Here is a 25209-nt window from a genome sequence, read left to right as displayed (position 1 = left end):
CGTCAGCGGGCGCCGACCGCCTCCGGCAGGTCGTCCAGCGCGGCGAGGGCGCCGGGCGGGAGGACCAGGGAGCCGGCCTCCACGTTGTCCTCCAGGTAGCGGAGGGTCTTGGTGCCGGGGATGACGCCCACGTGCTCGCCCTGGGCCAGCACCCACGCGATCGCCACCTGGGCGGTGGTCGCGCCGAGTTCGTCGGCCAGGAACCGCACCCGGTCGACGAGGGCCTGGTTGGCGCTGATGGCCTCGGGCTGGAACCGGGGGATCCGGTGCCGGCCGTCCACCTCCGGCAGGTCCCGAGGGCTGCTGATGAGGCCGGACAGGAAGCCGCGGCCGAGCGGGGCGAACGCGACGAACGCGATGCCCTCGCGTCCGCAGTGGTCCACCACGCCGTCCTTCAGGGCCTCCCGGCTCCACAGCGACAGCTCGCTCTGCACGGACGCGACCGGGTGGACCGCGTGTGCCCGGCCGATCTCCTCCACCGACGCCTCGGAGAGCCCGAGGGCGCCGAGCTTGCCCTCCGCGACCAGCTCCGCGAGCGCGCCCCAGCTCTCCTCGACCGGCACCCCGGGGTCGACGCGGTGCAGCTGGTAGAGGTCGATGTGGTCCACGCCGAGCCGCTCCAGGCTCGCGTCGACGGCGGCGCGCAGGTACTCCGGCCGGCCGTCCCGGTGGCTCCTGTAGGTGGCCGGGTCGTCCACGACGAGCCCGCCCTTGGTGGCGAGCAGCGCCCTGTCGCGGTGGCCCCGCAGCGCCTTGCCGACCAGCAGTTCGTTGGTGAACGGGCCGTACTGGTCGGCCGTGTCGATCAGGTCGACGCCGAGGTCGAGCGCGTGCCGTACGACCGCGATGGACTCGCTCTCGTCCCGGCCCAGCTCGTCGTACCCCCACGACATGCCCATGCAGCCGAGGCCGACGGCCGCGAAGCTCCGCCGTGAACCGCCCAGTTGGATCCTGCGCATGTGCGTGCGCACCGCCTCTCCCGTGTGTGCCCGCGAGGGCCGTCCACTCGATCCGTGAGACAGCCCCTCGCCTTCAGACAGAACTCTGCCATACGACATTGACATCGCATAGGTTGAGACTCCTAATCTATGCCAGGGTTCTTACACATGCCTGACAACGAACAGAACAGAACAGGGGTGATTCCCGTGTCCACCGGCAACCCGCGGGCGACTCTCGCCGCGGCGTGCGTCGTCGGCCCGCTGATGACCTTGGTGGTGACCGGCCCGTCCGTGGCCGTGCCCGACATCGGCGCCGACCTGCACAGCTCTCTCGCCGCCGCCCAGTGGGTGGTCGACGGCTACATGCTCACCGCGTCCAGCAGCCTCGCGGCGATGGGTTCGCTCGCCGACCGCGTGGGCCACCGCAGGATGTTCACCTGGGGCATGGCCTTCTTCGCGTTCTGGATGACCGTCTCCGGCCTCTCCGACAGCATCCTGCTGCTCGACGTCTCGCGCGCCGTCTCCGGCTTCGGCAGCGGCGCGGCGCTCGCCTCCATCACCGCGATCGTGGCCCAGGCGTTCGACGGCCCGGCCCGCGCGAAGGCGTTCGGCCTGTTCGGCACCTTCCTGGGAGCGGGCCTCGCGTTCGGCCCGATGTTCGGCGGCGTCCTGGTCAACCTGTGGGGCTGGCGCTCGGTGTTCCTCGTGCTCGCCGGGGTCGCCGCGCTCGTCCTGCTGAGCACCCCGCTGCTGCCCCGCACGGAGCCGAACCGCGGGCCCCGCTTCGACTGGGCCGGCACCTTCGCCTTCGGCCTCGGCATCGCCCTCTTCGTCCTCGCCCTGGTGGAGGGGCCGGGCCGCGGCTGGACCGACCCGATCGTGCTCGCCTCGGCCATCGGCTGCCTGGTCCTGCTCGCCGTCTTCGTGGCGGTGGAACGGCGCTCCGAGCACCCCATGTTCGACCTGGGCCTCTTCGCCCGCCCGCAGTTCCTCGCCGTCTGCCTGGTGCCGCTGGTGCTGGCGTTCAGCTTCGTCGCGCTCGTCATCGTGCTGCCGCCGTACCTGACCTCCACGAGCGGCCTGTCGGCCGTCCGGATCGGCCTGGTCCTGCTGCTGCTGACCGGCCCCTCGCTGGTGATGCCCGCCCTGACCGGCATGGCCGCGCAGAAGGTCTCCCAGCGCGTCCTGTTCGTCGTGCTGCTCGCCTTCTCGGCCGTCGGCGCCGCCTGGCTGACCCTGGTCGAACCGGGCGCCCCGGCCCCCGCCCTGGCCGGCCCGCTGCTCTTCCTGGGCATCGGCTACGGCATCTCGCTGGGCATCCTGGACGGCGCGGCCGTGTCGGCCGTCGAGCCGGAGCGGATGGGCATGGCCGCCGGCATGTTCAACACGGTGCGGCTCACCTCGGACGCGGTCTCCATGGCCGGTCTCGGCGCCCTGGTCACGGCGCTCACCAGGAGCGCCCTCGACGAGGACGCCGTCTCCGCCTTCCGGGGCGGCGCCGACGCGCTGACCTCGCGCGCCCTCCAGGGCGGTCTGACCGAGGCCGCCGGGACGCTGCCCGCGGGCGGGGTCCGGGACCGGGCGGTGACCGCGATGGCCGACGCCTACGCCTCCGGCCTGCACACCACGATGTGGATCGTCGCGGCGGCCTGCGTGGTCACCGCCGTGGTCGTCGGCAGCCTGCTGAAGGGCGGCGGGGCGGCGGACGGCGACAAGGCCGGCGACACGGCCGGTGCCGTCGGCGAGCCGTCCGCGGCGTCGCCCGAGCCCGCCTCCGCGCACTGAGGGGGCGGGCATGACACAGACCGCCCTCGGTCCCGTCGAGGTCCTGTCCCCCTACGCCGACGAGCAGCTGGTGGAGCGGCTCGGCATCGAGATCGAGGTCTGCGGGCCGGACCTCGTGATCGGCACCATGCCGGTGGCGGGCAACCGCCAGCCGATCGGCCTGCTGCACGGCGGGGCCAACGCCGTGCTGGCCGAGACGCTCGGTTCGCTCGCGGCCTGGACGCACGCGGGCGCCGACCGGATCATCGTCGGCCAGGAACTGTCCTGCACCCACCACGGCGGGGCGCGGTCGGGCCGGGTCACCGGCGAGTGCCGTCCGCTGCACGTGGGCACGCACACCGCCACGTACGAGATCGTCATCCGCGACGAACGGGGCCGGCGCACCTGCACCGCCCGGCTGACCTGCGCCATCCCGCCGGCCAGGCGTCGGCCGAACCGGTGACCGGACGCTCCCCGGGAAACGACGGCCGGCCGGCCCGGCGGAGACAATACGCGTCTACTGCTTCGTCCTCTGTCGTATGCAAGACTGTTGACATGGCGAAGACGACGACGGAGACGGTCGCCGCGGGACGACTCGGGCACACGATCAAGAGGGCCGAGCAGGCTCTGATCGGGCGCAAGACGGAGGCGCTGCGGGAATTCGGCCTGACGGTTCCCCAGTACTCGGTCCTGCTGCTGCTGTCGGTGTCGGACGGCATGTCCGCGGCGCAGCTGGCGCGCGAGTGCATGGTCACGCCGCAGACGATGGCGACGGTCCTGGCCAACCTGGAGAAGGCCGACCTGGTGTTCCGGGAACCCTCGGAGCTGCACCAGAAGGTCGTGGTCAACCGGGCGACCCGGGCGGGCCGCGCCATCGCGAAGAAGGCCGACAAGGCGGCCCTCCACGTCGAGGGAACGCTGGGCGCCGCGTTCACGCCCGAGGAGAGGGCCCTGTTCGAGGAGTACCTGGAGCGGGCCATCGCCGTCCTGGGTGCCATGAAATAACCTCCCGGGCATTCCGGGAACGTGGGAAAACCACGTCGAATTTCGCTCGCCGGCGAAATTCGACGTGGTTTTCTTTTTGCGCTCGGAGGCGGCAGGTAACAAAGAGGACTCCGGCTCGTAAACACTCCGCACGAAGATCAACTGGAAGCGATTTTCGGCCAGGTCCCTGCTAGGCTGACCCCGTGACTCGTGCCAGGTACACACACCCGGACGAGAGGTGGAATGTTCAATCACTTCACCGCAGAGTGTGATGGATGTACCAATAAGGGGGAATGGTGCAGATTCATGTCCTGGGGCCGATGAACGTATTCGGCGACGACCTGGAACCAGTGGCGCTGGCGCCCAAGCCGCGTCGTCTGCTCGCCTTACTCGCCGTCAACGCCGACAGCGCGGTATCGGTCGGCTCGCTCGTACGGGAGCTGTGGGGGAACAGTCCCCCTCGTACGGCCACCGCAACGATTCAGACATATATCGGGCAGGTCCGCCGCATCCTCGCGGAAGCCCTCAAGAAGAGCGTCAACGAAATAGCCGAAGAAATCCTCGTCACCGAGGGCAGCAGTTACGTGCTGTCCACGCGGAGGGTCGCACTCGACATCACGGAATACGAGATGCTGGCCGCCGCCGGGAACGCGGCGGTCCAGCGCGGCGAATTCGTCGAGGGGTCCGATCTGCTCCACCAGGCCGTGGCGCTGTGGCGCGGCCCGGCGCTCGTCAACGTGGAGGCCGGCGAACTGCTCGGTGCCCGGATCGTCCATCTGGACGAGTCCCTCCTGTGCACGCTGGAGCACCGGATCTACGCCGACCTCCAGCGCGGCGCGCACCACACCCTGGTTCCGGAACTGACCGAGCTCACCGCCCGTCACCCGCTCCACGAGAACTTCCACCGCCACCTGATGCTCGCGCTCTACCGCTGCGGCCGGCGGGCCGAGTCGCTCGCCGTGATGCGGCGGCTGCGGGCCCGGCTGGTGGAGGAACTGGGCCTGGAGCCGTCGCCGTTCCTGGTCCAGATGGAGCAGGACATCCTGCGCGGCGAGCCGTCGCTCGACACGCACCGGTTCCGGTCGGCCGACCGGACCACCGTCGTACGGCAGCAGAACCGCCGGATCGTGGGCGGTACGGTGCGCAACCTGGCGCCGGCGCTGCGCGCGACCGGCTGAACCGGGCCGGCGGCACGCGACGGAACGCCCGGCCGGGGTCTCCCGGCCGGGCGTTCCGCCCGGGCGGCCCTCCCGGGGCCGGCCCGCCTCCCCGGCGTCCGCGCCGGGGAGTGCGCGACGGGACGTGCGCGACGCCCGCTCAGACCCCGCCGACCAGCAGGCACGACCAGGTGAACCCGGCCCCGGCACTCACCACCAGCGCGTACTCGCCGGGGCCCAGCATCCGCCGGGCGTGCAGCTCCGCGAGGCTGGCCGCGGCGTCACCGGCACCCAGGTGCCCGGTGTCGGCGCCGGGCCGCAGCAGCTCGGCACCGCCGACCCCGGACAGCAGCGGCGCGTAGGCCAGGTCGACGGTCTTGCGGCCGAGCCGCGGCGCCACCACGTAGCGCAGTGGCTTGTCGCCCCCCGCGGACCGTCCCCCGGACAGCCCCGCGTCCGTCAGGCACGCCTCCACCGCCGCCCGCAGCGACGCCGTGCTCGCCTCGGTGAACGCCTCCATGCCCTCGGCCCGGAGGAACGCCTTCTTGGTCCGGCGGATGTCGATCTTCGGCCCGAGGGAGCGGGCGGCCGGGCCGAACGGGTCGTCGCCGCGGTGCATGCGCTCCAGCCGGGGCGCGGCGACCGTGGCGATCGCGTGCAGGACCAGGTCGGCCGGCCGGCCGCCCCCGCCCTCCGGCAGGTGGTGCAGGACGAGGGCGGTGGCCCCGTCGCCGTACCCGATGCCGTAGTCCCCGCTCCAGCGGTCGAAGCCGGGCTCCGGGAAGGCGTCGGCGGTGGTCACCAGGGCGTGCCCGAGGCCGGGCTCGACGAAGAGGCGGGAGGCGGCCAGCTCCACGGCCGCCGCGCCGCCGTTGCAGACCTGCTGGACGCCGAGGGGCACGGCGCCGTCGGCGCCCAGCCGGTCGGCGACGAAGTGCGCGGGGGACCACAGGTCGTGACCCTGGTAATGGATCCAGGCGTGCAGCAGGAGTCCCACGGCACCGGGGTCGACCCCGGCCGCGGAGAGGGCCTCGCGGCCGGCCTCGACCGCCATCTCGGGCGGGGCCAGGCCTGCCACCGGCAGTCCGGTGTACCCGAGTTCGTCGACGGTCTCGGCGTCGACCAGGCCGCGTGCGACCGCCTCGGCCCCGCTCTGCCGGTCCGGGGGCAGCCAGAGCGAGGGGCCCGAGATGCCCAGAGGTCTCGGCAGACGCATCACTCGGCCCCGGCGGCCGTGCTCTTCGAGGTCACCGCGTCGACGTCGCAGCCCGGGTCCGGGGCGGCCGTGGTCGGCCCGGTCGCCGTGGTGGGGACGATGTCGACGACGTACAGCTCGACCGGCTCGGTGCCCCTGTTGACGCCCATGTGCACGGTGGTCGGGCCGACGGGCTCCACGAGCGATTCACCCGGACCGTACTCCTTCACCGAGCAGTCCGAGCCGTCGATCCGGGTGAACGTACCGGAGTTGATGACGGCGATCTCCTCGCCCACGTGGTAGTGCCAGCCGGTGGAGGCGCCCGGCTGCACGACCGCCTTGCGGTAGAGGACCTTGCGGCCGTCCTGCGCCTTGATCCTGAAGGGCGCCGAGGTGACGCCCTGGCTCAGGGTGACCGAGCTGACCGGGGGGACGTCGGCCGCGACGTCGGCCCGGGCGGGCTGGGTGGCGAATCCGACGCCGAGCGCCACCGCCGCGGCGGCGCCGACGGTGATGAACCTGTTCTTCTTGACCACGGGAAGTCCTCCGCTCACGGGAACCGAACGCAGCCATGTGTATCAGAGCATTGGCATGAAAACGTGCCCTGTCTTGACTTCCCGTACGGTCCTTGAGCCGGTCTTCAGTCGTCCTCGTGCGAGCCGCTCACCCCACCTCGACCAGCGAGATCCTGCCCTTCCGCTCGTCCCGCCCCAGCAGCTCCACGACCTTCTCGCGGGTCTCCGTACCGGGCCGCGCCGTGTGCAGCATCAGCCGGATGCCCGGCCTGTCCGGGATCTCGAGCACCGAGTGGTCGAAGATCATGAACCCCGCGCGCGGATGGTCGATCGCCTTCGTGCCCTGGCTCTTCGCCGTGAGCTCGTACCGGGACCACAGCTCCGCGAACTCCTCGCTCTCCTCCGTCAGCCTCCGCGAGATCGACGCGAACCGCGCCTCCTCCGGGTAACGGGCGGCGTCCCTGCGGAACTCGGACACCAGCCCCGGGGCGACCTCCGCCCAGTACCGGTGGCGCGCCCGGAACACCGGGTTGGTGAAGAAGGAGACCAGGCAGTTGGTGTCCCGCTCGCCGAACCCGAAGACGAGGCCGGCCGCGCGGTTGAGCTCCACGATGTCCCAGCACCGGTCGATCACGTACGCCGGGCTCGGCATCCAGCCCTCCACGAGGGACGTCAGCTGCGCCGTGTCCGCGAGGTCGTCCGCCGCGCGCTGCGGCGGGTTCATCCCCACCAGCCGGTACAGGTGGTCCCGTTCCACGGCGTCCAGCAGCAGCGTCCGGCTGATCGCGTCCACGACCTGCTCCGACACCTTGATGTCCCGGCCCTGTTCGAGCCACGTGTACCAGGAGGCGCCGATGCCGGCCAGCATCGCGACCTCCTCCCGGCGCAACCCCGGCGTGCGCCGGCGCGCACCGGGCGGAATTCCCACGTCCTCGGGCTTGAGCCGTTCCCGGCGGGTGCGCAGGAAGTGCTTGAGCTCCTCGCGTCGACGAGGCTCCCGCACTGCGTTGAGGCTGGTGGTCATGGACCCAGGATATCTTCGGGCTCCCCACAGCATGCCGTCTTTTGCCAGCCTTCTGCCATGACTCAAGACTCAGCCACTCAGCGGACGGACAAGGTGCCGTTCACCACCCGTCAGTGGCTCATCATCGCCCTGCTGTGCGGCGCGCAGTTCATGCTCGCCCTCGACTTCTCCATCCTCAGCGTCGCGCTCCCCGTCCTCGGCGAGGACCTCGGCTTCGAACTGAGCGACCTGCAGTGGGTGGTCACCGCGTTCGCCCTGCCGTCCGGCGGCCTGCTGCTGCTCTTCGGCCGGGCCGCCGACCTCTACGGCCGCCGCAACTGGTTCGTCGCCGGCATGGTCCTCTTCACGATCGCCTCCCTCGCCGGCAGCCTCGCCCCCACCCCCGGCTTCCTGCTCGCGGCCCGCGCCGCCCAGGGCGTCGCGGCCGCCATGCTCACCCCGGCGGCGATGTCCCTGCTCACCACCAGCTTCGCCGAGGGCTCCCAGCGTGACCGCGCGCTCGGCATCAACGGCGCCCTGCTGTCGCTCGGCTTCCTGTCCGGCGTGGTCCTCGGCGGAGTCATCACCGACCTCACCAGCTGGCGCGTGACGCTCTTCATCAGCGTCCCGGTCGGCGTCGTCGCCGCCATCGCCGCCCCGATCCTCATCAAGGAGAGCCGCAACGAGGAGACCCCGAAGCTGGACCTCCTCGGCGCCGTCACCGTCACCGGCGGTCTCCTCTCGGTGATCTTCGGCATCACCTCGGCCGAGCGCAACGGCTGGAGCTCCACGGTCACCCTGCTCTCCCTCGCCGCCGGGCTCGTGCTCCTCGTCGCCTTCTTCGCCGTCGAGTCGCGGGTCGCCACCCCCCTCGTCGACCTGAAGGTGCTGCGCCGCCGCACCGTCAGCTGGGGCAACACCACCGGTCTGATCACCTTCGCGATGATGACCGGCATGGTGTTCCTGCTGACCCTGTACATGCAGCAGGTGCGCGGCATGAGCCCGCTCAACGCCGGCTTCACCTTCGCCTCCCTCGGTGTCGCGGCCGTCCTCGGCGGCGCCTTCGCCGCCCGGATCATCGGCGCGATCGGCGTCCACCGCGCCCTCGTCCACGGCCTGCTCCTCCAGGCCGCCAGCACGGCCGCCCTCTTCTTCCTCGACGCCGCGGGCAACATGCCGCTGCTCCTCGTCGCCACCGCCACCGGCGGGTTCGGCCACCTCCTCGCGGTCGTCGGCTACATGATCACCGCCACCTCGGGCCTGCCGGACCGCGAGCAGGGCCTGGCCACCGGCCTCGCCTACACGGGCCAGCAGCTCGGCGTCACCGTCGGCACCCCGGTCCTCGCCACCGTCGCCGCGGCCGGCATCGACTCCGCGGGCGGCAGCGGCCCCACCGCCGTCCTGAACGGCGTACAGAACGGCCTGCTGGTCGCCGCCGGCGCGCTGCTCCTCGCGGGCCTCGCCGCCCTCGCCCTCCTGCGTCCCGGCCGGGCCGGGGCGAAGGCCCCGGCGGCCGACCACCAGGTCCCCGCCGAGGCGCACTGAGCGACCGCGGAACACACGGAGAGACTGAGGGAAACGATCCACATGCGCATGCGCTACCTGGGCCGCACCGGCCTCCAGGTCTCCGAGATCTGTCTCGGCACCATGACCTTCGGCGGCCGCCACGGATTCCAGCACATGGGGCAGCTCAACACCATCGAGGCCCGGCGGCTCGTCCACGCGAGCATGGACGCGGGCGTCAACTTCTTCGACACCGCCGACATGTACTCCGCCGGACAGTCCGAGGAGGTCCTCGGCGCCGCCCTCGGCCCCCGCCGCGACGACGTGGTCATCGCGACGAAGGTCCGCTGGCAGATGCCGGACGGCAAAGGGGGCCCGAACGACCGCGGCCTGTCCCGGCACCACATCGTGCGCTCGGTGGAGGCCAGCCTGCGCCGGCTGGGCACCGACCACATCGACCTCTACCAGACGCACGGCTGGGACGGCCGCACCCCGTGGGAGGAGACCCTGCGGGCCCTGGACGACCTCGTCCGGGCGGGCAAGGTCCGCTACATCGGCGCGTCCAACCTGACGTCCTGGCAGCTCACCCGCGCCCTCGCCACCAGCGAGCGGGCCGGCCTGGAGCGTTTCGCCTCGCACCAGATCCAGTACAACCTGGCCGCCCGCGAGGTCGAGTGGGAACTGCTGCCCATGGCCGAGGCCGAAGGCGTGGGCGTCATGGTGTGGAGCCCGCTCGCCGGCGGCCTGCTCAGCGGCCACCAGGAACGGGGCGCCACACCGCCTCCGGGCACGCGGCGGGCGGTGGGCTGGTTCGAGCCCGTGAACCCCGGGCTCGCCTTCGACACCGTCGACGTGCTGCGCCGGATCGCACAGGAGCGGGAGGTGAGCCCGGCCCAGGTGGCACTGCGCTGGGCGCTGGACGGAAGGGGCGTCACCTCCGTGGTCATCGGCGCCCGCAACGAACAGCAGCTCACCGACAACCTGGCCGCGACGACCTGGTCACTGACCCCCGAGGAGCGCGCCGCCCTCGACGAGGTCAGCTCCTCGCCGCTGCCCTACCCGTACTGGCACCAGGACTACTGCGACGCGGACCGCGTCCGGGAGCCGGAGGAGAACTGACGGCGCCGGGGCCGGGCGCCGCCCGCCGGAGGACCGACGGGCGGCCACGGGCGGCCCTACGCCCGCACGCCTCACCCGCTACACTGACGGCGGTGCGCCAGACCACCGGCGCACCGCCGGGTCGGTGGCCCGTGTCCGGTATCGCGGCTTTCCTCGCGGTTCCCGCGCGTTTCCACGGATCCCCGCCTTCGTAGCTCAGGGGATAGAGCACCGCTCTCCTAAAGCGGGTGTCGCAGGTTCGAATCCTGCCGGGGGCACGGACACGAAGGGCACCCACCGATTTCGGTGGGTGCCCTTCGGCGTGGACCGGCCGTCACCGGGTGCCCGTCGTACCGGGGCCGGGGTTCCCGAGAACATTCGGCCCCGGCCCCCGCTCAGCGCAGTTCCTCCGGGCACGCCGTCCCCCGGGAGAGCTTGTACGGGGCGGCCAGGCGGTAGACGCCCGCCTTGGGGGCGACGAGTTGCGTCCATTCGTCGCCCTCCCTGTCCGCCTCCGTCCTGAACAGGCAGCCCTCCTTGTTGGCGAAGACCTTGGGCAGCTCCGTCTCCGACGTCTCGCGGGCCAGTTTCGACGCCTCCGTCTCCTGCGGCGGCTCGATCTTGGCGCCGTGTTCGTCCACGAGGGCGAGCCACGGCGAGTACGGGACGCGGATGAGGACCCGGCCGGGCCTGTCGACCCGGATCACGACCTCGTTCGCCGCCGCGCTCTCCACCCGGGCGGGCGGGTCCGCCAGCGGGGTCGGGTTCTCGACCTCGTACAGGCGCCAGTTCTCGTCCGACCACACCTGGTTCAGGTACGGCAGGCCCTTGCGGACCAGCTCCGCCTCCTGCTCGGCGCCGGAGTCGGGGGCGCCGGTCGGCAGGACCACGAAGTGGACGGCCCAGCGGTCGAGCCAGTCCTCGTAGTTCACGGCGTCGAGGGTGTCGTCGTAGAAGAGCGGGTTGCGCTCCATGTCGGCCTGCCGGTTCCAGCCCCGCGCCAGGTTGATGTACGGGCTGAGCGCGGAGGACTCGCGGTGGCTGGAGGCCGGCACGACCTCGACCCGCGCCTTGCCCGCGCCCCGTACCTGGAGCTGGTTGACGAGCGGCGCCAGCTCGCGCGCCCAGGAGGCGTCCGGGGCGGTGCGGATGACGTCGTCGACGCCCTTGAAGCCGATCCAGAAGTTCAGCCCGGCGAAGGCGAGCAGCAGCGCGTACCAGCGGCGCGAGCGCGGCGCGGTGTACGGCAGGGCGGCGAGCAGCACGACCCCGGCGAAGAGCATCGGCAGCCGCGAGATGTTCGAGCCGATCTGCGAGTCGATCGCCCAGGTGAGGAAGGTCCCCACGGTGTACACGGCGGCGGCGGTGCGGACCGTCCGCCAGTCCTTCGGCACGAGGAGGAGGACCAGGACCCCGAAGAGCATCGGCAGCGCGGCCGAGCCGAAGGCCATCGGCTGCGTGCCCGAGAAGGGGAAGAGCCAGGAGGAGAGGGCGACCACGGCCACCGGGGCGAGGCCGAGGGCGTACGCGCCGGGGCGCCGCTTGTTGAGGAAGAGCGCCGCCGCCGCCACCCCGAGGAAGAGTCCGGCGACCGGGCTGCACGCGGTCGCGAGGCCGGCGAGGGGGGCGGCGACCACGGCCTTGGCCCAGCGCTTGCGGCGCCAGCGGTGGGGCCAGCAGAAGACGGCCGCGACCGCGCCGAGCGCGAACATCATGCCGAGGCCGAAGGTCACCCGGCCCGACAGGGCGTTGCAGAGGAAGGCGAAGACGCCCGCGACCGCGCAGGCCATCGGGTTGCGGACCGCCCGCACCCGCACCAGGATCAGCGCGGTCAGCGCGGCCGACAGCGTCCCGGCGATCATCATCGTGCTGCGGACACCGAGCACCGACATCAGGTAGGGCGAGACGACGCTGTACGAGACCGGGTGCATCCCGCCGTACCAGGCCAGGTTGTACGCCGAGTCCGGGTGCCGGCCGACGAACTCGGCCCAGGCGTCCTGCGCGGCCAGGTCCCCGCCGCTGTTGGCGAAGAAGAAGAACCAGAGGACGTGGGTGAGCGCGGCGAGGCCCGTGGCCGCCATGACGGTGTGACGGCGCTTGCGCCGGGGGGCCGGGGCGGACGGCTCCGAGGAGGTCCGCTGGGCCGGTAGCGGTATTCGCGAGAGCAATTTTACTCCCGATGGGTCACCGGGGAGGGGGGCGTCCCCGGCCGGGGCGACCGCCCCCGTACGGGAGGGGGCGGTCCGGTCCGTACGGGGCGGGGCCGTCCGGTCCGTACGGGCCGGGTCCGGGAGCGCCGGGTCCGGGCCGGGCGGGGTGCCGGGGCCGGGTTCCGTGCCGGGGAGGGGGCCGGGCAGGACGCCGGAAGGAGGTTCCGCGCGGTCGGCGCGTGTCGGCTCGGCGGTGGTCACTGCGGCCCCTTCCGTACGTCCCTCTCGCACGGCGCGGGGATCACGCGTGCTTCTCGTCCCCCGGAAACGCTAACAGCCCGACGCCCCGGAGAGCCGGGGCGTCGGGCCGAGCGGGTGGCTCCTCAGCCCACGCGGGTCAGCTTCTTGTCGAAGCCGGGCTCCACCAGATCGGTCTGGAGGGCCACCGGGGAGCTGACCCGGCCCGCGCCGGTGCCGATCGACACCTGGCCGACGACGTCGCCCGCCCGGCCGCTGTGCGGGACGGCCCTGCCGCCGTCGGCGAGCTCCAGCTTCACCTTCAGGCCCGGCCAGCCGACCGCCTTGAGCTCCTTGGTGGCGACGACCGGGGTCCTGCCGCCGAGACCGTCGTCGACGTGGCCGAGGACCTGGCCCTTGCGGATCACGACGGCCGAGGTGACGTCCTTCTGCGCCTGCTTGATCAGCTCGTAGCTGTAGTCGATGGAGAGCTGGAGCTTGTCGTTGAGGAGCTCGGCGTCCTTGGCCCCCATGACGATGCCGAGGATGCGGCGGTTCTGCCCGTCCACCACGGTGTTCGCCGCCCAGAGCAGGTTGCCGCCGGCCGGGGTGGAGGAGCCGGTCTTGATGCCGCTCACCCCCGGCTTGAGGAGGATGTTGTTGTTGTTCTCTATCCGCCCGGGGATGCCCTCGACGGTCACGTTCGGCATGTTCACGATCTCGCGGAACACGTCGTACTGCATGACCGCCTTCGCCAGCTTCAGCTGGTCCTGCGGGGTCGACACGGTGCTGTCGAGCAGACCGGACGGGTCCGTGTACGCGGACTGGGTCATGCCGAGGTCCTTGGCGGCGGCGTTCATCTTCTGGACGAACGCGGCCTCGGAACCGGCGTCCCAGCGGGCGAGCAGCCGGGCCACGTTGTTCGCGGAGGGGATCATGAGGAGCTCCAGGAGCTCCTTCTCCGTGTAGGTCTGGCCCTCCTTGACCGGCGCGGTCGACTCGTGCTCGGACCTGCCCTGGTCGGCGGCCTTCTTGTCGACCTTGATCTCGGGGCCGGTCGCCTTCCCCTTCAGGGGGTGGTCGCGGAGGATCACGTACGCCGTCATCGTCTTGGTGACGGACGCGATCGGGGCCGGCTTCTGCGGCCCGTACGTGCCCATGGAGCCGACGCCCTCGACCTCGACGGCCCCCTGCCCCTCGCCGGGCCACGGCATGTTCAGCGCGCCGCCCTCGAAGGTGAAGGTGGGCGCCGCCGTGAGCGAGAGCGCGGGCGCGGGCAGCGGGCGGACCATCTGCGCGATCGCGAAGACGATCAGGAGGAGCAGGACCAGCGGGGTCCAGATCCGGAGGCGGCGCACGGTCGTCCGCAGCGGGGTCGGCGGCGGGGGCGGGGTGTTCGTCAGCTCCGCGAGCAGGTCGAGCGGGGGCAGCGGCGGCAGCGGCTGCTGCCGGGTCCGCTCCGCCTCGGCGAGCGCCGGGGGTACGGGGGCGGACGCGGGCGCCCCGGGGGCCCCGGGGGAGGCCGGGGAGCCCGGAGCGGCGGCGGAGGCCGTGGAGACGGCCTCCCGCTCCCGCTCGGCCTTCCGCTCGGCCGGGATGTCGGGCCGCAGCGGCAGGAAGGTGCTGGTGCGCTCGCTGTCGGGGTCCGCGCCCGTGCCCTTCGGGCCGCCCGGGAGCTTCAGGGCGGTCGTCGGCTGGTCCACGGGCGGGCGGACCGTCCTGAACATGGCCGTGGGCTGGTCGACCGGCTCCTCGTCGGCCTCGGTCCCGGCCCCGGTTTCGGCTTCGGTCTTGCTCTTGGTCTCGTCGGCCCCGGCCTCTGCCTTGCCGGTCCCGGTCCCGTCCTCGGGCGAGGGATCGGCCGGGGAGTCGGCCGCCGAAGGGGAGGCGGGGGCGGAACCCGGCGAGGGAACGGAGGCGCGCGGGGTGCCGGGGGCCTCGGTGGTCCCCGTCTCCCGGGCGTTCCGGCCGCTCCCGGCCTTCCCGGCGCCTCCGGCGTCCTCGACGCCTCCGGGCTTCCCGGCGTTCCCGGACTTCCCGGTGCTCTCCGTGCCTTCGGCGTCCGAGGTGTCCGACGCGTCTTCCACGGAGGCCGACTCCGCGGAAGCACCGGTGGAGGCGGCGGCCTCCCGGGCCTCCGAGGGCTCGGGTTCGGCGGCGGACGGCTTCCCGGCCGCCGGTCCCGCCTCCGCCGTCTTCCCGGCCGGCTTCTCGCCGTCCGCACCGCCGGCCGTGTCGTCGTCCGCGTCGTCGGCCGTGTCGTCGTGCGCGTCGCCCCGGGGCTCCTCCGCCGCCGTGGCGACCCACGCCGCCACAGCCGCCTTCAGGCGATCGCTCTCCGGCTCCGACGCCGCCTCGCCGGAACCGTCGGCCTCCCCGGCCTTCCCGGTCTCCCGGGGCGCCTCGGGCGCCTCGGGCTTCGAGGACGCGTCCTCGGCGCGCTCCCGGGGGGCCTTCGCGTCCTCGTCCGCCCCGGTCCCGGTCTCCGGTCCGGCGGGGTCCTTCACCGCGTCGTCCCCGGACGTGCGCGGAACCAGGTTCCTGAACACGGCGGTCGGCTGGTCGGTCCGCTCCGGCGCGTCCGGAGCCGTCCGCGCGGAAGACGCCGAGGGCGCCGCAGACTCCGCAGACGCCGAAGACACCGAAGTCTCCGCAGACCCTGAAGACACCGAGGACCCCGAGGGCTCTGCCTCGCGGAGCACGGAGAGCCGGGGATCACGGCCGCCGCCCGAGCCCGCCGTCTCCTGCGACGACCCCTGCTGCTCCGCCCTGTCGGGGGACTCGCCCGCCACCGTGCCTCCTCCATGCGTCATGCGTACGTCCGAACCGTCTACCAGTGTCCTGTGTGAACCCCTTGGCCCCCGTGCTAGACGAGAACGACATACCTACTGGTTCCCGGATGAACCACCCGGGTGCTCTCGACAGATGAATGTGAGAGGGGTCACCCTGTCATTCATCCACGCGGGGAGGCATGGATGGGCAGGAGCCGCAGAACCATTCCGGAGGAGCTTCTGCTGCTCGCTCTGGACCCGACCACGGGTACCACAGCGCAGCCGCAGTCGCTCGACCTCGGCCTGGCCGGAGCACAGCTAGTGGAGCTGGCGCTGGCAGGCCGGATAGCCCCTGACGGGGATCGTATCGCCGTGGTGATGCCACGGCCGACCGGAGATCCGACACTGGACTCCGCACTGGAACTGCTGCGCAGGCGCGGCAGTCCGGTCCGGGCCGTCCACTGGATAGGCGGGCCCCGGCTGGGGCTCCGCCAGACGTACCTCTCGCATCTGGAGCGATGCGGCATGGTCCATGCCGTGGAGGGCCAGATGTGCGGGGTGCTGCCGACGACTCGCTACCAGGCGACGGAGACGGCGATCAGCAGGGAGATCCGTGCCCGGCTGGACAGTGCGATCCGCACCGGCGTACCGCCGGACCCGCGGACCGCGGCGCTCGCCGCGCTGGCCCACGCGGTCGGACTCGGCAAGCACCTCTATCCCGGCAACGAAGGACGGTCGTCGCGGTCACGGCTGCGCGACCTGATCCGGCACGACCCGATGGGCGGCCTCGTGGCACACGCCGTGATGGACGTCCAGAACGGCGCGGGGGCGCAACCGCGCCGGGGCGCCGGGGGTGTTCCGGCGCAACCACGCGGCGGAATGGCCCGCGCGGCGGCGCACTGAGCACCGGCCGGCGGTAGCGAGCCGCCGCCACGCGCGCACACGCACCACCACGCGCACACGCACACGCACCATTCGAACGCGCACCACCACACGCACACGCACCACGCGGGCCCGGCAGCACCACGCACCACCGCGCTTCACCCACGCACCACCGAACCATCCCGGGAGCCGCACCACCGTGCGGGGCGGTCTGGACGACCGCCCCGCACGCGTGCGTTGTCCCGGTTTCCCAGCGCACACCCGGCCGTTGGTGGCAGTCTGCCAAGCAGGAGATACCCACAGCTACGCAGCAGACAGCCGGAGGTGCCGTTTCCGTGGCGTCCAACGTCAACCCCACCGTCAGGCGACGCCGATTGGGACAGGAGCTGCGCAAGCTCCGGGAGGCGAAGAACATGACGGCCGAGCAGGTCGCCGAGCGCCTCCTCGTTTCCCAGTCCAAGATCAGCCGCCTGGAGAACGGCCGCCGCTCCATCAGCCAGCGTGACGTGCGCGACCTGTGCGGCGTGTACGAGGTCGAGGACGAGCGCATGGTCGACTCCCTCATGCAGATGGCCAAGGACTCGCGCCAGCAGGGCTGGTGGCACGCCTTCGGCGACATCCCGTACAGCGTCTACATCGGGCTGGAGACGGACGCGGAGAGCCTGCGGATGTACGAACCGCAGATCATCCCCGGACTGCTCCAGACCCACGCGTACGCCGAGGCCGTGATCGCCGGCGCGCTGCCGGAGTCGACGCCCGCGGACATCGAGAAGCGGGTCCAGGTCCGCACCCGCCGTCAGGAGCGGATCCGGGACGAGGAGCGTCCGCTGCGCCTCTGGGCCGTCATCGACGAGGGCGCGCTGCACCGGATCGTGGGCAGCCGGCAGCTGATGGTGCAGCAGCTGGAGCACCTGCTCGAACAGTCGCAGCTGCCGCACGTGACCGTGCAGGTGATGCCGTTCGAGATGGGCGCGCACCCGGGGATCAGCGGGCAGTACTCGATCCTGGAGTTCCCGGACACGTCGGACTCCAGCGTCGTCTACATCGAGGGCGTCACGAGCGACCTGTACCTGGAGAAGGCCCAGGACGTCGGCAAGTACAGCGTCATGTACGAGCACCTGCGGGCACAGGCGCTGAACGTCGACCAGACCAGGGAGTTCATCGTGAAAATGGCCAAGAAGCACGCTCAGGGCTGAGGGCCGAACCGGTCGGGGCAGGCACCGTACACCGCGAAATCGCTCCCACGGAAGCCTGATTGGTATATGCCACTCGGACGTGTGAACGCCGGCCCCGTCGGCCGGGGACGGCGAGTAGCGTCGATCACGCCGTCAAGAACGTTGGCGCGGCACACCACTGGCAGAAACTGGCAGAACCGGAGCTGAGCAGCATGGCGATTATTCAGGGTGGCACGGACACCTGGACGAAGTCCTCCTACTCGGGTGGGAACGGGGCGTGCGTCGAAGTGAAGTCCCCCGTCATGACCGCGATCGCGGTGCGGGACTCCAAGGCCCCCGAGGGCCCGTCCCTCTCGTTCGGGCCGGGCTCCTGGAGCGCCTTCGTCGGCGGGGTGGGCGGCGGGGCCCGCTAGCCCCTCCCCCGCCGGCCGTACGACACCGGCCGCACGCGCCGTCAGCAGGAGACGTCGTCGACAGCAGACGACGTCAGCAGTACGAAAGAGCCCTCTCGTCCGGTCCCGCCGTCCTGGCCGAGAGGGCTCGATGCTGTTCCGGGGCCCTCCGCCCCGCTCCCGCGCTCGGCCCCCGCCCCGCCCCCGGGCCGGTCAGCTCCTCGGGTACCCCGGGTGTCCCGGGTGCGCGGGGTACCCCGGATAGCGCGCCAGCCAGCCCGGCGCGGCTCCCCCGGGGGTGTGCAGGGCGGTGCCCTGGGTCATCTCCATCGAGAAGTCGTCCGCCAGTTCCAGGACCGTCCCGCGGCCCTCCAGGTCGGCCAGCCAGGCCGGCGGGAGGGCCGTCTCGCCGTGCAGGGCGCCGAGCAGGGCCCCGGCGAGCGCGCCGGTCACCGACGAGGGCCCGTCGTGGTTCACCGCGAGCCGCAGCCCGTGCCGTACGTCCTCGGCGACCAGGGCGCAGTAGACGGCCGCCGCCAGCTGCCCCTCCGCCCGGTCCTCGCCGGCCCCGAGGGCGGTCACCCGCTCCGGGTCCGGCGCTCCTTCCCGTACGGCTCCGAGGGCGCGGCCGAGCGCCTCGGTGACCGGCTCGTGGCCGGGGTGCTCCGCGAGCCGGTCCAGGGCCCCGTCCACCGCCGCCTCCACCGGGCCGCCCCGGGCGAGGCCGTGGACGGTGACGGCGAGGGCGCCCGCGGCGAGGACGGCGGCCGGGGCGCCGTGCGACTGGGCGGCGCACTCCACGGCGAGCCGGTGGACGAGGTGGGCCTCCCAGCCGACGAGCAGTCCGAAGGGGGCCGAGCGGACGAGGGCGCCGGAGTCGCCGGCGGTGGGGTTCTTGGGCGCGGCCGGGGTGCCGGGGCGTTCGTCGCCGAAGCCGGTGAGGCAGGCGCGGGGCGGGTTGCGGCGGGCGTACAGCCACTCCTCGCGGGCGAGCCAGCCGTTGTCCTCGCGGCGCTCGTCGGGGCCCCAGTCGCGCTGGGTGGCGGCCCAGCGCAGATGGGCCCGGTGCACGTCGGTGGGCGGGTGCCAGGCGCCCGTGTCGCGGCGGACCTGGGCGCGGATCAGACCGTCGACGGTGAAGAGGGTCATCTGGGTCGCGGCGGTGACGGCGCCCCGGCGGCCGTACGCGGGGACGGGGTCGGCGAGTCCGTCAGGTCCGTGGGCCGCGCGCAGTTCCGCGAGGGTGAGGCCGTCGGCGCCCGCTCCCAGCGCGTCGCCGAGGGCCCCGCCGAGCAGACAGCCCCGTACCCGGGCCCGGAAGTCCTGCTGTTCGGCACGGCCCCACACGGCTGCGGCTGTCGTGGCCACGACGTGCCCTCCCCCGGTCGGCGGTTCGCTGACGGTTCCTCCGCCGCACTGTAATGGACCGGGAATGTGCGTCCGGGGGCCGGAACGTCATGCGTTCCGACGCTTTCCGGGCCTGTGGTGACCACGGTTCGCCCGGGGCCCGGCGACCGTGCCCGGCGGTCACAACGCCCGTCCGGAGGGGCGGATGTGATTGGATCTTGCCGTGTTCGGGGGCGTTGCAGCAGCCGGGGTGGGCGGGGGCGTCGTGGGAGAAGGACACATGCTGGAGGCGGCGGGGGTCGGGGCCGAGGAGGAGCGGGTGTACCGCTTCCTCGTCGAGGTGCGGGAGGCCCGCGCCGCGGAGGTCGCGGAGCGGCTGGGCCTCGGGGCGGACCGGGCGCGCGAGGTGCTGGCATCGCTCCACGACAAGGGCCTGGCGGGGCGGATGGACGCGGTGGCGGCGGGGGACGCGGAACGTTACGTGCCGGTGGCGCCCGACACGGCGCTGCGGCCCCTCCTGCTGCGCGGGCACGAGGCGCTGGAGTGGGCGCGGCGGGGGGTGGAGCAGCTCGCCGAGGAGTACCGGGCCGGGGGCCGCCGGCACGACGCCGAGCAGCTCGTGGAGGTGATCACGGGCGCGAACGTGATCCGGCAGCGGCTGCGTCACCTGGCGCACGGGGCCGGGGAGATGCGCTGGCTCTCCAAGGCCGATCCCGTGGCCCTGCCGGCGGAGGAGAACAACGAGGAGTGGGAACTGCTCGCCCGGGGGGTCCGCTACAAGGTGATCTACGAGCGCGAGCTGCTGGAGGGGCCCGGCATGGTTGACAACGTTGCCCGCAGCATCCGCGCGGGCGAGCAGGCGCGGGCCACCGGGACGCTGCCGGTACGGCTGGTGATCGCGGACAACTCGACCGCCATCTGCCCCCTGCTGACCCGGCGTCCGGACAGCACGGACGGTCCGGCGGGCGAGCCGACGGCCGCCGTGGTGCGCACCAGCAGTCTGCTCGACGCGCTGATCGCGCTGTTCGAGAGCCAGTGGGCGACGGCGACGCCGCTGCACCTCACGGACTCCGGCGAGCTGGCCGATTTCGGCGGCGGTCCGCGGCCCGGCGCGTACATCGCCGACGACGAGCGGTACCTGCTCTCCCTGATCGTCGCCGGGGTCGCGGACAAGGCGATCGCCTCGCAGCTCTCGGTCAGCCAGCGCACCGTCCAGCGCCGCGTCCAGGAGCTGATGCGGCGCGCCGGTGCCACGACGCGGACACAGCTGGTGTGGCAGGCGGCGCAGCGGGGCTGGCTGTCGTAGCGGGTCCGGTCGCCGCGGGTCCGGCCGCCGCGAAAACGGACGGAACGGGAACGGACGGAGCGGTCGCGGCGGCCCGGGGTCCCGGCCGCCGCGGACGGCCCGTCCTCACTCCGCGGGCAGGACGGGCAGCAGCTCCGGCAGGTGCCCGTCCGAGGCGGCGGCCGCGCGCCGGCGCTCCTCCGGGACCTCCCCGTACAGGGTCGTCCGGGGCTTCGCCGGACGGCCCGCCGCCTCCGCGATGGCCTCCAGGTCCTTGACCGAGCGGTACGAGCCGTAACCCGACCCCGCCATGCGGGAGATGGTCTCCTCCATCAGGGTGCCGCCCAGGTCGTTGGCGCCCGAGCGGAGCATCTCGGCGGCGCCCTCCGCCCCCAGCTTCACCCAGCTGGTCTGGATGTTCGGGATGTGGGGGTGGAGCAGGAGCCGGGCCATGGCGGTGACCGCGCGGTTGTCGCGGGCGGTGGGGCCGGGGCGGGCGATGCCGGCGAGGTAGACGGGCGCGTTGGTGTGGATGAAGGGGAGCGTCACGAACTCCGTGAAGCCGCCGGTCTCCCGCTGGATGCGGGCCAGGGTACGGAGGTGGCCGAGCCAGTGCCGGGGCTGGTCCACGTGTCCGTACATCATCGTGGAGGAGGAGCGCAGGCCCAGCTCGTGGGCGGTGGTGATCACCTCGGTCCAGGTGGCGGTGGGCAGTTTGCCCTTGGTGAGGACCCAGCGGACCTCGTCGTCGAGGATCTCGGCGGCCGTGCCCGGGATCGAGTCGAGTCCGGCCTCCTTCGCGGCCGTCAGCCACTCCCGGATCGAGAGGCCGGTGCGGGAGGCGCCGTTGACGACCTCCATCGGGGAGAAGGCGTGCACGTGGATGCCGGGGACGCGCTCCTTCACCGCGCGCGCGATGTCGAAGTAGGCGGTGCCGGGCAGGTCGGGGTGGATGCCGCCCTGCATGCAGACCTCCACCGCGCCGACCTCCCACGCCTGCTGGGCGCGGTCGGCGACCTGGTCGAGGGAGAGGGTGTACGCGTCGGCGTCGGTGCGCCGCTGGGCGAAGGCGCAGAAACGGCAGCCGGTGTAGCAGACGTTGGTGAAGTTGATGTTCCGCGTGACGACGTACGTGACGTCGTCGCCGACCACGTCACGGCGCAGGTCGTCCGCGACGCGGGCGAGGGCGTCCAGGGCGGGTCCGTCGGCGTGGAGGAGGGCCAGGGCCTGCGGGTCGGTGAGCCTCGTCGGGTCGTCGGCGGCGACGGCGAGCGCCTCGCGCACGTCGGTGTCGATGCGCTGCGGGACCATCCCGGGGGCGGCGGCCTCGCGCAGCGCCTCCCAGTCCCCGTACACCTCGTCGAAGTCCTCGCGCCGGTCGCCCGTGCGGCCCTCGGTGTCGACGGTGCGGTGCAGGTCGGTCCGGCCGGTGGCGGTGAAGACCTCGTCGGGCTCCTGCCAGGGCAGGCCGCGCACGGGCGCGTCGGGGTTCGCCAGGCCCGTCCCGGGGTCGGCGAGGGCGCGGACGTGCGGGAGGAGCCGGGGGTCGAGCCAGGGTTCTCCCCGGGTGACGAACTCGGGGTAGACGCAGAGGCGTTCGCGCAGCTCGAAGCCGGCGGCGGCGGACCGCTCGGCAAGTTCCCCGATCTTCGGCCAGGGCCGCTCGGGGTTGACGTGGTCGATGGTGAGCGGCGAGACCCCGCCCCAGTCGTCGACGCCGGCCGCGATGAGCCGCTCGTACTCCGCGTCGACCAGGTTCGGCGGGGCCTGGAGGCAGACGGAGGGGCCCATGATCAGGCGGGCGACGGCGACGGTGGCCACCAGGTCGTCCAGCTCGGCGTCGGGCATGCCGCGCATCGCCGTGTCCGGCTTGGCGCGGAAGTTCTGGATGATCAGCTCCTGGATGCCGTGATACGCGCGGGCGATCCGGCGCAGCGCGAACAGCGACTCGGCCCGCTCCTCCGGGGTCTCCCCGATACCGAGCAGCAGCCCCGAGGTGAAGGGGACGGAGGAGCGGCCGGCGTCCTCCAGGACCCTGAGCCGCACGGCCGGTTCCTTGTCCGGGGACCCGTAGTGGGGGCCGCCGGGCTCGGACCACAGCCGGGTCGCGGTCGTCTCCAGCATCATTCCCATGGAGGGCGCCACGGGCTTGAGGCGCTGGAAGTCGGTCCAGGACAGCACCCCGGGGTTGAGGTGCGGCAGGAGCCCGGTCTCCTCCAGGACGCGGATCGCCATGGCCCGCACGTACGCGATCGTGTCGTCGTAACCGTGCGCGTCGAGCCACTCGCGCGCCTCCGGCCAGCGGTCCTCGGGCTTGTCCCCGAGGGTGATCAGGGCTTCCTTGCAGCCGAGTTCGGCACCGCGCCGGGCGATGTCGAGGACCTCGTCGGGCGACATGAACATCCCGTGCCCGGCCCGCCGCAGCTTGCCGGGGACGGTGGCGAAGGTGCAGTAGTGGCACGTGTCGCGGCAGAGCCGCGTGAGCGGGACGAAGACGCTCTTCGAGTACGTGATGACGCCCGGCCGCCCGGCCGCCTCCAGACCGGCGTCCCGCACCCGCCCGGCGGTCGCGACCAGGTCCGCCAGGTCCGCCCCGCGCGCCCGCAGCAGCACGGCGGCCTCCGTGACGTCGAGCGCGACCCCGTCCCTGGCCCGCCTGAGGGCACGGCGCATGGCGTTCTCGGTGGGGCGTCCTGCCTGGTGATCCGTCATGGACCGAGCATACGAGCGGGTACGGGGAGAGCCGGGAGCGCCGTCCGCCGGTTCGCGTTCCCGGGCCGCGTTCCCGGACCGCGACTCCGGGCCGCGTCCGCCGGTTCGCGTTCCCGGAAATGCCCCTGCGCCCCGCCCGCCCCTGCCCCTACCGTGGCCCGGTGCTGAAGCGAATCGAGACGTACTACGACGCCGTTCCCCGTTCCTCCGCCCGCGCCGAGGACTTCGGGCCGCTGACCCTGTTCGTACGGGAGGGGGAGGGCTGGCCCTTCTACGCGCGGCCCTCGCTCGGGTACGAGGGGGAGATCACGGCCGGGGCCGTGGAGCGGGTGCGGGCCCGGCAGCGGGAGCTGGGGGCGCCCGAGGCGTTCGAGTGGGTCGCGGAGACGACGCCGGGGCTGCGGGCGGCCGTGGAGGCGAGCGGGCTGACCGTGCACGCGCACCCGCTGATGGTCCTGGAGGGCGACGGGCTCGCCGTGCCGGAGCCGGCGGGAGCGGCCGTACGGATGGTGGACGCGGACGACCCCGGCCTGGGGAGCGCCGTCGCCGCCCCGTACGGCGCCTTCGGCTTCCCGCCCGCGCCCGGGACCGCCGAGCGGACCGCCGAGCGGATCGCGGCGGGTCTGACCCGGCTCGCGGCGGCCTTCGACGAGGCGGACGGCACCGCCCTCTCGGCCGGGCAGCACCAGCCCGTGGGGGACGTCTCCGAGATCGTCGGCGTCGGCACCGTCCCGGCGGCCCGGCGCCGGGGGTGCGGGCTCGCGGTCACGGCCGCCCTGGCCGCGGACGCCCGTGCCCGGGGCGCCGGGACGGTGTTCCTGTCGGCCTCGGACGCGAACGTGGCCCGGCTCTACGGGCGGCTCGGCTTCCGCACGGTCGCGACCGCCCTCATCGCGGAGGCGTAGGCGCGGACCCGCCCGGCGGGTCACGGGGGCGGGTCGCGGGCGGGCGGCCCCGGGGCGGCGGACGCGGCGGAGAGCCCGGTAGCGGGCATCGCCGGGGACGCCGGCGCGGGCTTCCCGGAAGAATTTTCCGCGCCCGTGTCACATACGCGGCCCGCGTTCCGTCCATGAGGTGAAAGCGACGCACGCACACGCGACACCGAGGAGCGATCACCATGGCGACGCACACCCCCGAGGCCCGGATGACCAACCCCGCCCACGTCCTGCCCGACGCGGGCCCCGCGATCCAGGGGCTCCTGAAGGCCACCCGCCAGGGCGGGGTCCCGGAGGCGCTCCTGGAGCTGGTGCACCTGCGGGCCAGCCAGATCAACGGCTGCGGCTTCTGCGTGGACTACGGCGCGAAGGGCGCCAGGAAGGCGGGCGTGAGCGACGAGAAGCTGTTCGCGGTCGCCGCGTGGCGCGAGGCGCCGTACTTCTCCGACGAGGAGCGGGCCGCCCTCGCGCTCGCCGAGTACGCGACCCGCATCGCCGACACCCCGGACGCGGTGCCGGACGCGGTGTGGGACGCGGCGGCCGACCACTTCGACGAGAAGCAGCTCGCCTCGCTGGTGCTGATGATCGGCCTGACGAACCTCTTCAACCGGATCAACGTCACCGTCCGGCAGCCGGCCGGCACGGGCCTCTGACCGTACGGTTCTCCCGGCGGGGCGGGGCGGGCTCCCGCGGACCCGGGCGCTCCCGTGGACGGAGGGGCCGGGAAGGTCGTAACCGGACCCGCCCCCTCCGCGTTGGAGCGGGCATGAAGAAAATGCTCACCGCAGTCGTCCTGACCGCCTTCGCCTCCGCCGGTGCCGCGGGCGCCGCCGGAACCGCCGCCGCCGACACCGGCGGGGTGAACCTGCCCTCGGTCGTCCCGCTCGGCGGCGTCCTGTCCCCCGGGGCGAAGCCGGCCGGCGCGCCGGGCCTGCCGGACGCCGGCGCGGCGGTGGGGCGCCTGCTGCCCGGACGTTGAGCCCCCGGGGGCCCTCCGGAGCCTTTCCGGGGCCTTTCCGGGCGGACATACGGAGGTGGGGGGGGGCCCGGGGCCCGCCCCCCCCCCCCCCCCGGGCCCCCCGGGGGGGGGGGGCCACCCCCCCCCCCCCCGGGGGGGCCCCGGGGGGGGCCCCCCCCCCGGCGCACCCGGGGCGGCGGCGCGGCCT

At 73.3% G+C, this 25209-nt stretch carries 21 protein-coding genes and 1 tRNA gene; 14 read left to right on the top strand and 8 right to left on the bottom strand.

Features of this window, described 5'->3' with window-relative positions; translation table 11 throughout:
- Positions 1-2: 2 nt before the first annotated feature.
- Complete coding sequence (locus tag ACFYZY_RS12010) at positions 3-959, bottom strand: aldo/keto reductase (protein ID WP_388692523.1); 957 nt, start codon at positions 957-959, stop codon at positions 3-5.
- A gap of 147 nt (positions 960-1106) precedes the next feature.
- Here ACFYZY_RS12010 and ACFYZY_RS12005 point away from each other — a divergent pair, with 147 nt between their 5' ends.
- The 4 genes from ACFYZY_RS12005 (at position 1107) to ACFYZY_RS11990 (ending at position 4864) form a co-directional block, all read left to right on the top strand.
- Positions 1107-2723 (top strand): MFS transporter, encoded by a 1617-nt coding sequence (locus tag ACFYZY_RS12005; RefSeq protein ID WP_388692521.1) that lies wholly within the window; start codon positions 1107-1109, stop codon positions 2721-2723.
- A gap of 10 nt (positions 2724-2733) precedes the next feature.
- Positions 2734-3165, top strand: coding sequence for a hotdog fold thioesterase (locus tag ACFYZY_RS12000; protein WP_388692519.1), 432 nt, complete (start codon positions 2734-2736; stop codon positions 3163-3165).
- Positions 3166-3257: 92 nt separating this feature from the next.
- Positions 3258-3707: a MarR family winged helix-turn-helix transcriptional regulator gene (locus ACFYZY_RS11995; RefSeq protein WP_388692517.1), complete on the top strand. Its 450-nt coding sequence runs from the start codon at positions 3258-3260 to the stop codon at positions 3705-3707.
- 299 nt (positions 3708-4006) lie between these two features.
- A complete protein-coding gene (locus ACFYZY_RS11990) occupies positions 4007-4864 on the top strand; it encodes a BTAD domain-containing putative transcriptional regulator (protein WP_388692516.1) in 858 nt (285 codons plus the stop codon).
- Positions 4865-5003: 139 nt separating this feature from the next.
- On the opposite strand, the gene ACFYZY_RS11985 is transcribed toward ACFYZY_RS11990, so the two are convergent.
- From ACFYZY_RS11985 to ACFYZY_RS11975, 3 genes are all read right to left on the bottom strand, one after another.
- On the bottom strand, positions 5004-6059 hold the full coding sequence (locus tag ACFYZY_RS11985) for a 3-oxoacyl-[acyl-carrier-protein] synthase III C-terminal domain-containing protein (RefSeq protein WP_388692514.1): 1056 nt from the start codon (positions 6057-6059) through the stop codon (positions 5004-5006).
- Complete coding sequence (locus ACFYZY_RS11980; RefSeq protein ID WP_388692512.1) at positions 6059-6574, bottom strand: cupin domain-containing protein; 516 nt, start codon at positions 6572-6574, stop codon at positions 6059-6061. The genes ACFYZY_RS11985 and ACFYZY_RS11980 overlap by 1 nt, the downstream gene beginning before the upstream one ends.
- A 127-nt stretch (positions 6575-6701) precedes the next feature.
- Entirely contained in the window at positions 6702-7577 is an 876-nt protein-coding gene (locus ACFYZY_RS11975; RefSeq protein ID WP_388692510.1) for a helix-turn-helix transcriptional regulator, read from the bottom strand.
- A gap of 57 nt (positions 7578-7634) precedes the next feature.
- Between ACFYZY_RS11975 and ACFYZY_RS11970 the strand changes: the two genes are divergently transcribed.
- From ACFYZY_RS11970 to ACFYZY_RS11960, 3 genes are all read left to right on the top strand, one after another.
- Complete coding sequence (locus ACFYZY_RS11970) at positions 7635-9101, top strand: MFS transporter (RefSeq protein WP_388692508.1); 1467 nt, start codon at positions 7635-7637, stop codon at positions 9099-9101.
- Positions 9102-9143: 42 nt separating this feature from the next.
- Complete coding sequence (locus ACFYZY_RS11965) at positions 9144-10178, top strand: aldo/keto reductase (RefSeq protein ID WP_388692506.1); 1035 nt, start codon at positions 9144-9146, stop codon at positions 10176-10178.
- Positions 10179-10362: 184 nt separating this feature from the next.
- Positions 10363-10435: transfer RNA gene (locus ACFYZY_RS11960), tRNA-Arg, on the top strand.
- A gap of 117 nt (positions 10436-10552) precedes the next feature.
- On the opposite strand, the gene ACFYZY_RS11955 is transcribed toward ACFYZY_RS11960, so the two are convergent.
- Together ACFYZY_RS11955 and ACFYZY_RS11950 are read right to left on the bottom strand one after the other, a co-directional pair.
- The gene (locus ACFYZY_RS11955; protein WP_388692504.1) at positions 10553-12568 is read right to left on the bottom strand and encodes an MFS transporter; all 2016 of its coding nucleotides are present in this window, start codon (positions 12566-12568) and stop codon (positions 10553-10555) included.
- A 122-nt stretch (positions 12569-12690) separates the two neighbouring features.
- Positions 12691-15093 carry a serine hydrolase gene (locus ACFYZY_RS11950; protein WP_388692502.1) on the bottom strand — a complete coding sequence of 801 codons (2403 nt, stop codon included), beginning with the start codon at positions 15091-15093 and terminating at the stop codon, positions 12691-12693.
- A 426-nt stretch (positions 15094-15519) separates the two neighbouring features.
- On the opposite strand from ACFYZY_RS11950, the gene ACFYZY_RS11945 reads away from it, so the two are divergent.
- The 3 genes from ACFYZY_RS11945 (at position 15520) to ACFYZY_RS11935 (ending at position 17785) form a co-directional block, all read left to right on the top strand.
- Positions 15520-16218, top strand: coding sequence for a GPP34 family phosphoprotein (locus ACFYZY_RS11945; protein WP_388692500.1), 699 nt, complete (start codon positions 15520-15522; stop codon positions 16216-16218).
- Positions 16219-16532: 314 nt separating this feature from the next.
- Positions 16533-17393, top strand: a complete 861-nt coding sequence (locus tag ACFYZY_RS11940) for a helix-turn-helix domain-containing protein (RefSeq protein ID WP_388692498.1) — start codon at positions 16533-16535, stop codon at positions 17391-17393.
- Between the two features lie 191 nt (positions 17394-17584).
- On the top strand, positions 17585-17785 hold the full coding sequence (locus ACFYZY_RS11935) for a DUF397 domain-containing protein (protein WP_388692496.1): 201 nt from the start codon (positions 17585-17587) through the stop codon (positions 17783-17785).
- A 192-nt stretch (positions 17786-17977) separates the two neighbouring features.
- Here the strand turns inward: ACFYZY_RS11935 and ACFYZY_RS11930 are convergent, their stop codons facing one another.
- The gene (locus tag ACFYZY_RS11930) at positions 17978-19132 is read right to left on the bottom strand and encodes an ADP-ribosylglycohydrolase family protein (RefSeq protein WP_388692495.1); all 1155 of its coding nucleotides are present in this window, start codon (positions 19130-19132) and stop codon (positions 17978-17980) included.
- A gap of 259 nt (positions 19133-19391) precedes the next feature.
- Here ACFYZY_RS11930 and ACFYZY_RS11925 point away from each other — a divergent pair, with 259 nt between their 5' ends.
- Complete coding sequence (locus tag ACFYZY_RS11925; RefSeq protein WP_388692493.1) at positions 19392-20417, top strand: helix-turn-helix domain-containing protein; 1026 nt, start codon at positions 19392-19394, stop codon at positions 20415-20417.
- Between the two features lie 105 nt (positions 20418-20522).
- Here the strand turns inward: ACFYZY_RS11925 and ACFYZY_RS11920 are convergent, their stop codons facing one another.
- Positions 20523-23108, bottom strand: coding sequence for a bifunctional FO biosynthesis protein CofGH (locus tag ACFYZY_RS11920; protein WP_388692492.1), 2586 nt, complete (start codon positions 23106-23108; stop codon positions 20523-20525).
- Positions 23109-23269: 161 nt separating this feature from the next.
- On the opposite strand from ACFYZY_RS11920, the gene ACFYZY_RS11915 reads away from it, so the two are divergent.
- From ACFYZY_RS11915 to ACFYZY_RS11905, 3 genes are all read left to right on the top strand, one after another.
- Positions 23270-24013: a GNAT family N-acetyltransferase gene (locus ACFYZY_RS11915; RefSeq protein WP_388692490.1), complete on the top strand. Its 744-nt coding sequence runs from the start codon at positions 23270-23272 to the stop codon at positions 24011-24013.
- Positions 24014-24225: 212 nt separating this feature from the next.
- Positions 24226-24696, top strand: a complete 471-nt coding sequence (locus tag ACFYZY_RS11910) for a carboxymuconolactone decarboxylase family protein (protein ID WP_388692488.1) — start codon at positions 24226-24228, stop codon at positions 24694-24696.
- A 113-nt stretch (positions 24697-24809) separates the two neighbouring features.
- Positions 24810-25022: a hypothetical protein gene (locus ACFYZY_RS11905; RefSeq protein WP_388692486.1), complete on the top strand. Its 213-nt coding sequence runs from the start codon at positions 24810-24812 to the stop codon at positions 25020-25022.
- Positions 25023-25209: the final 187 nt, after the last annotated feature.

It is taken from the genome of Streptomyces sp. NPDC001744, assembly GCF_042892575.1.
GTDB lineage: Bacteria > Actinomycetota > Actinomycetes > Streptomycetales > Streptomycetaceae > Streptomyces.
Note: the sequence above shows the minus strand (reverse complement) of the source record. Positions and strands in the feature narration are given on the sequence as shown.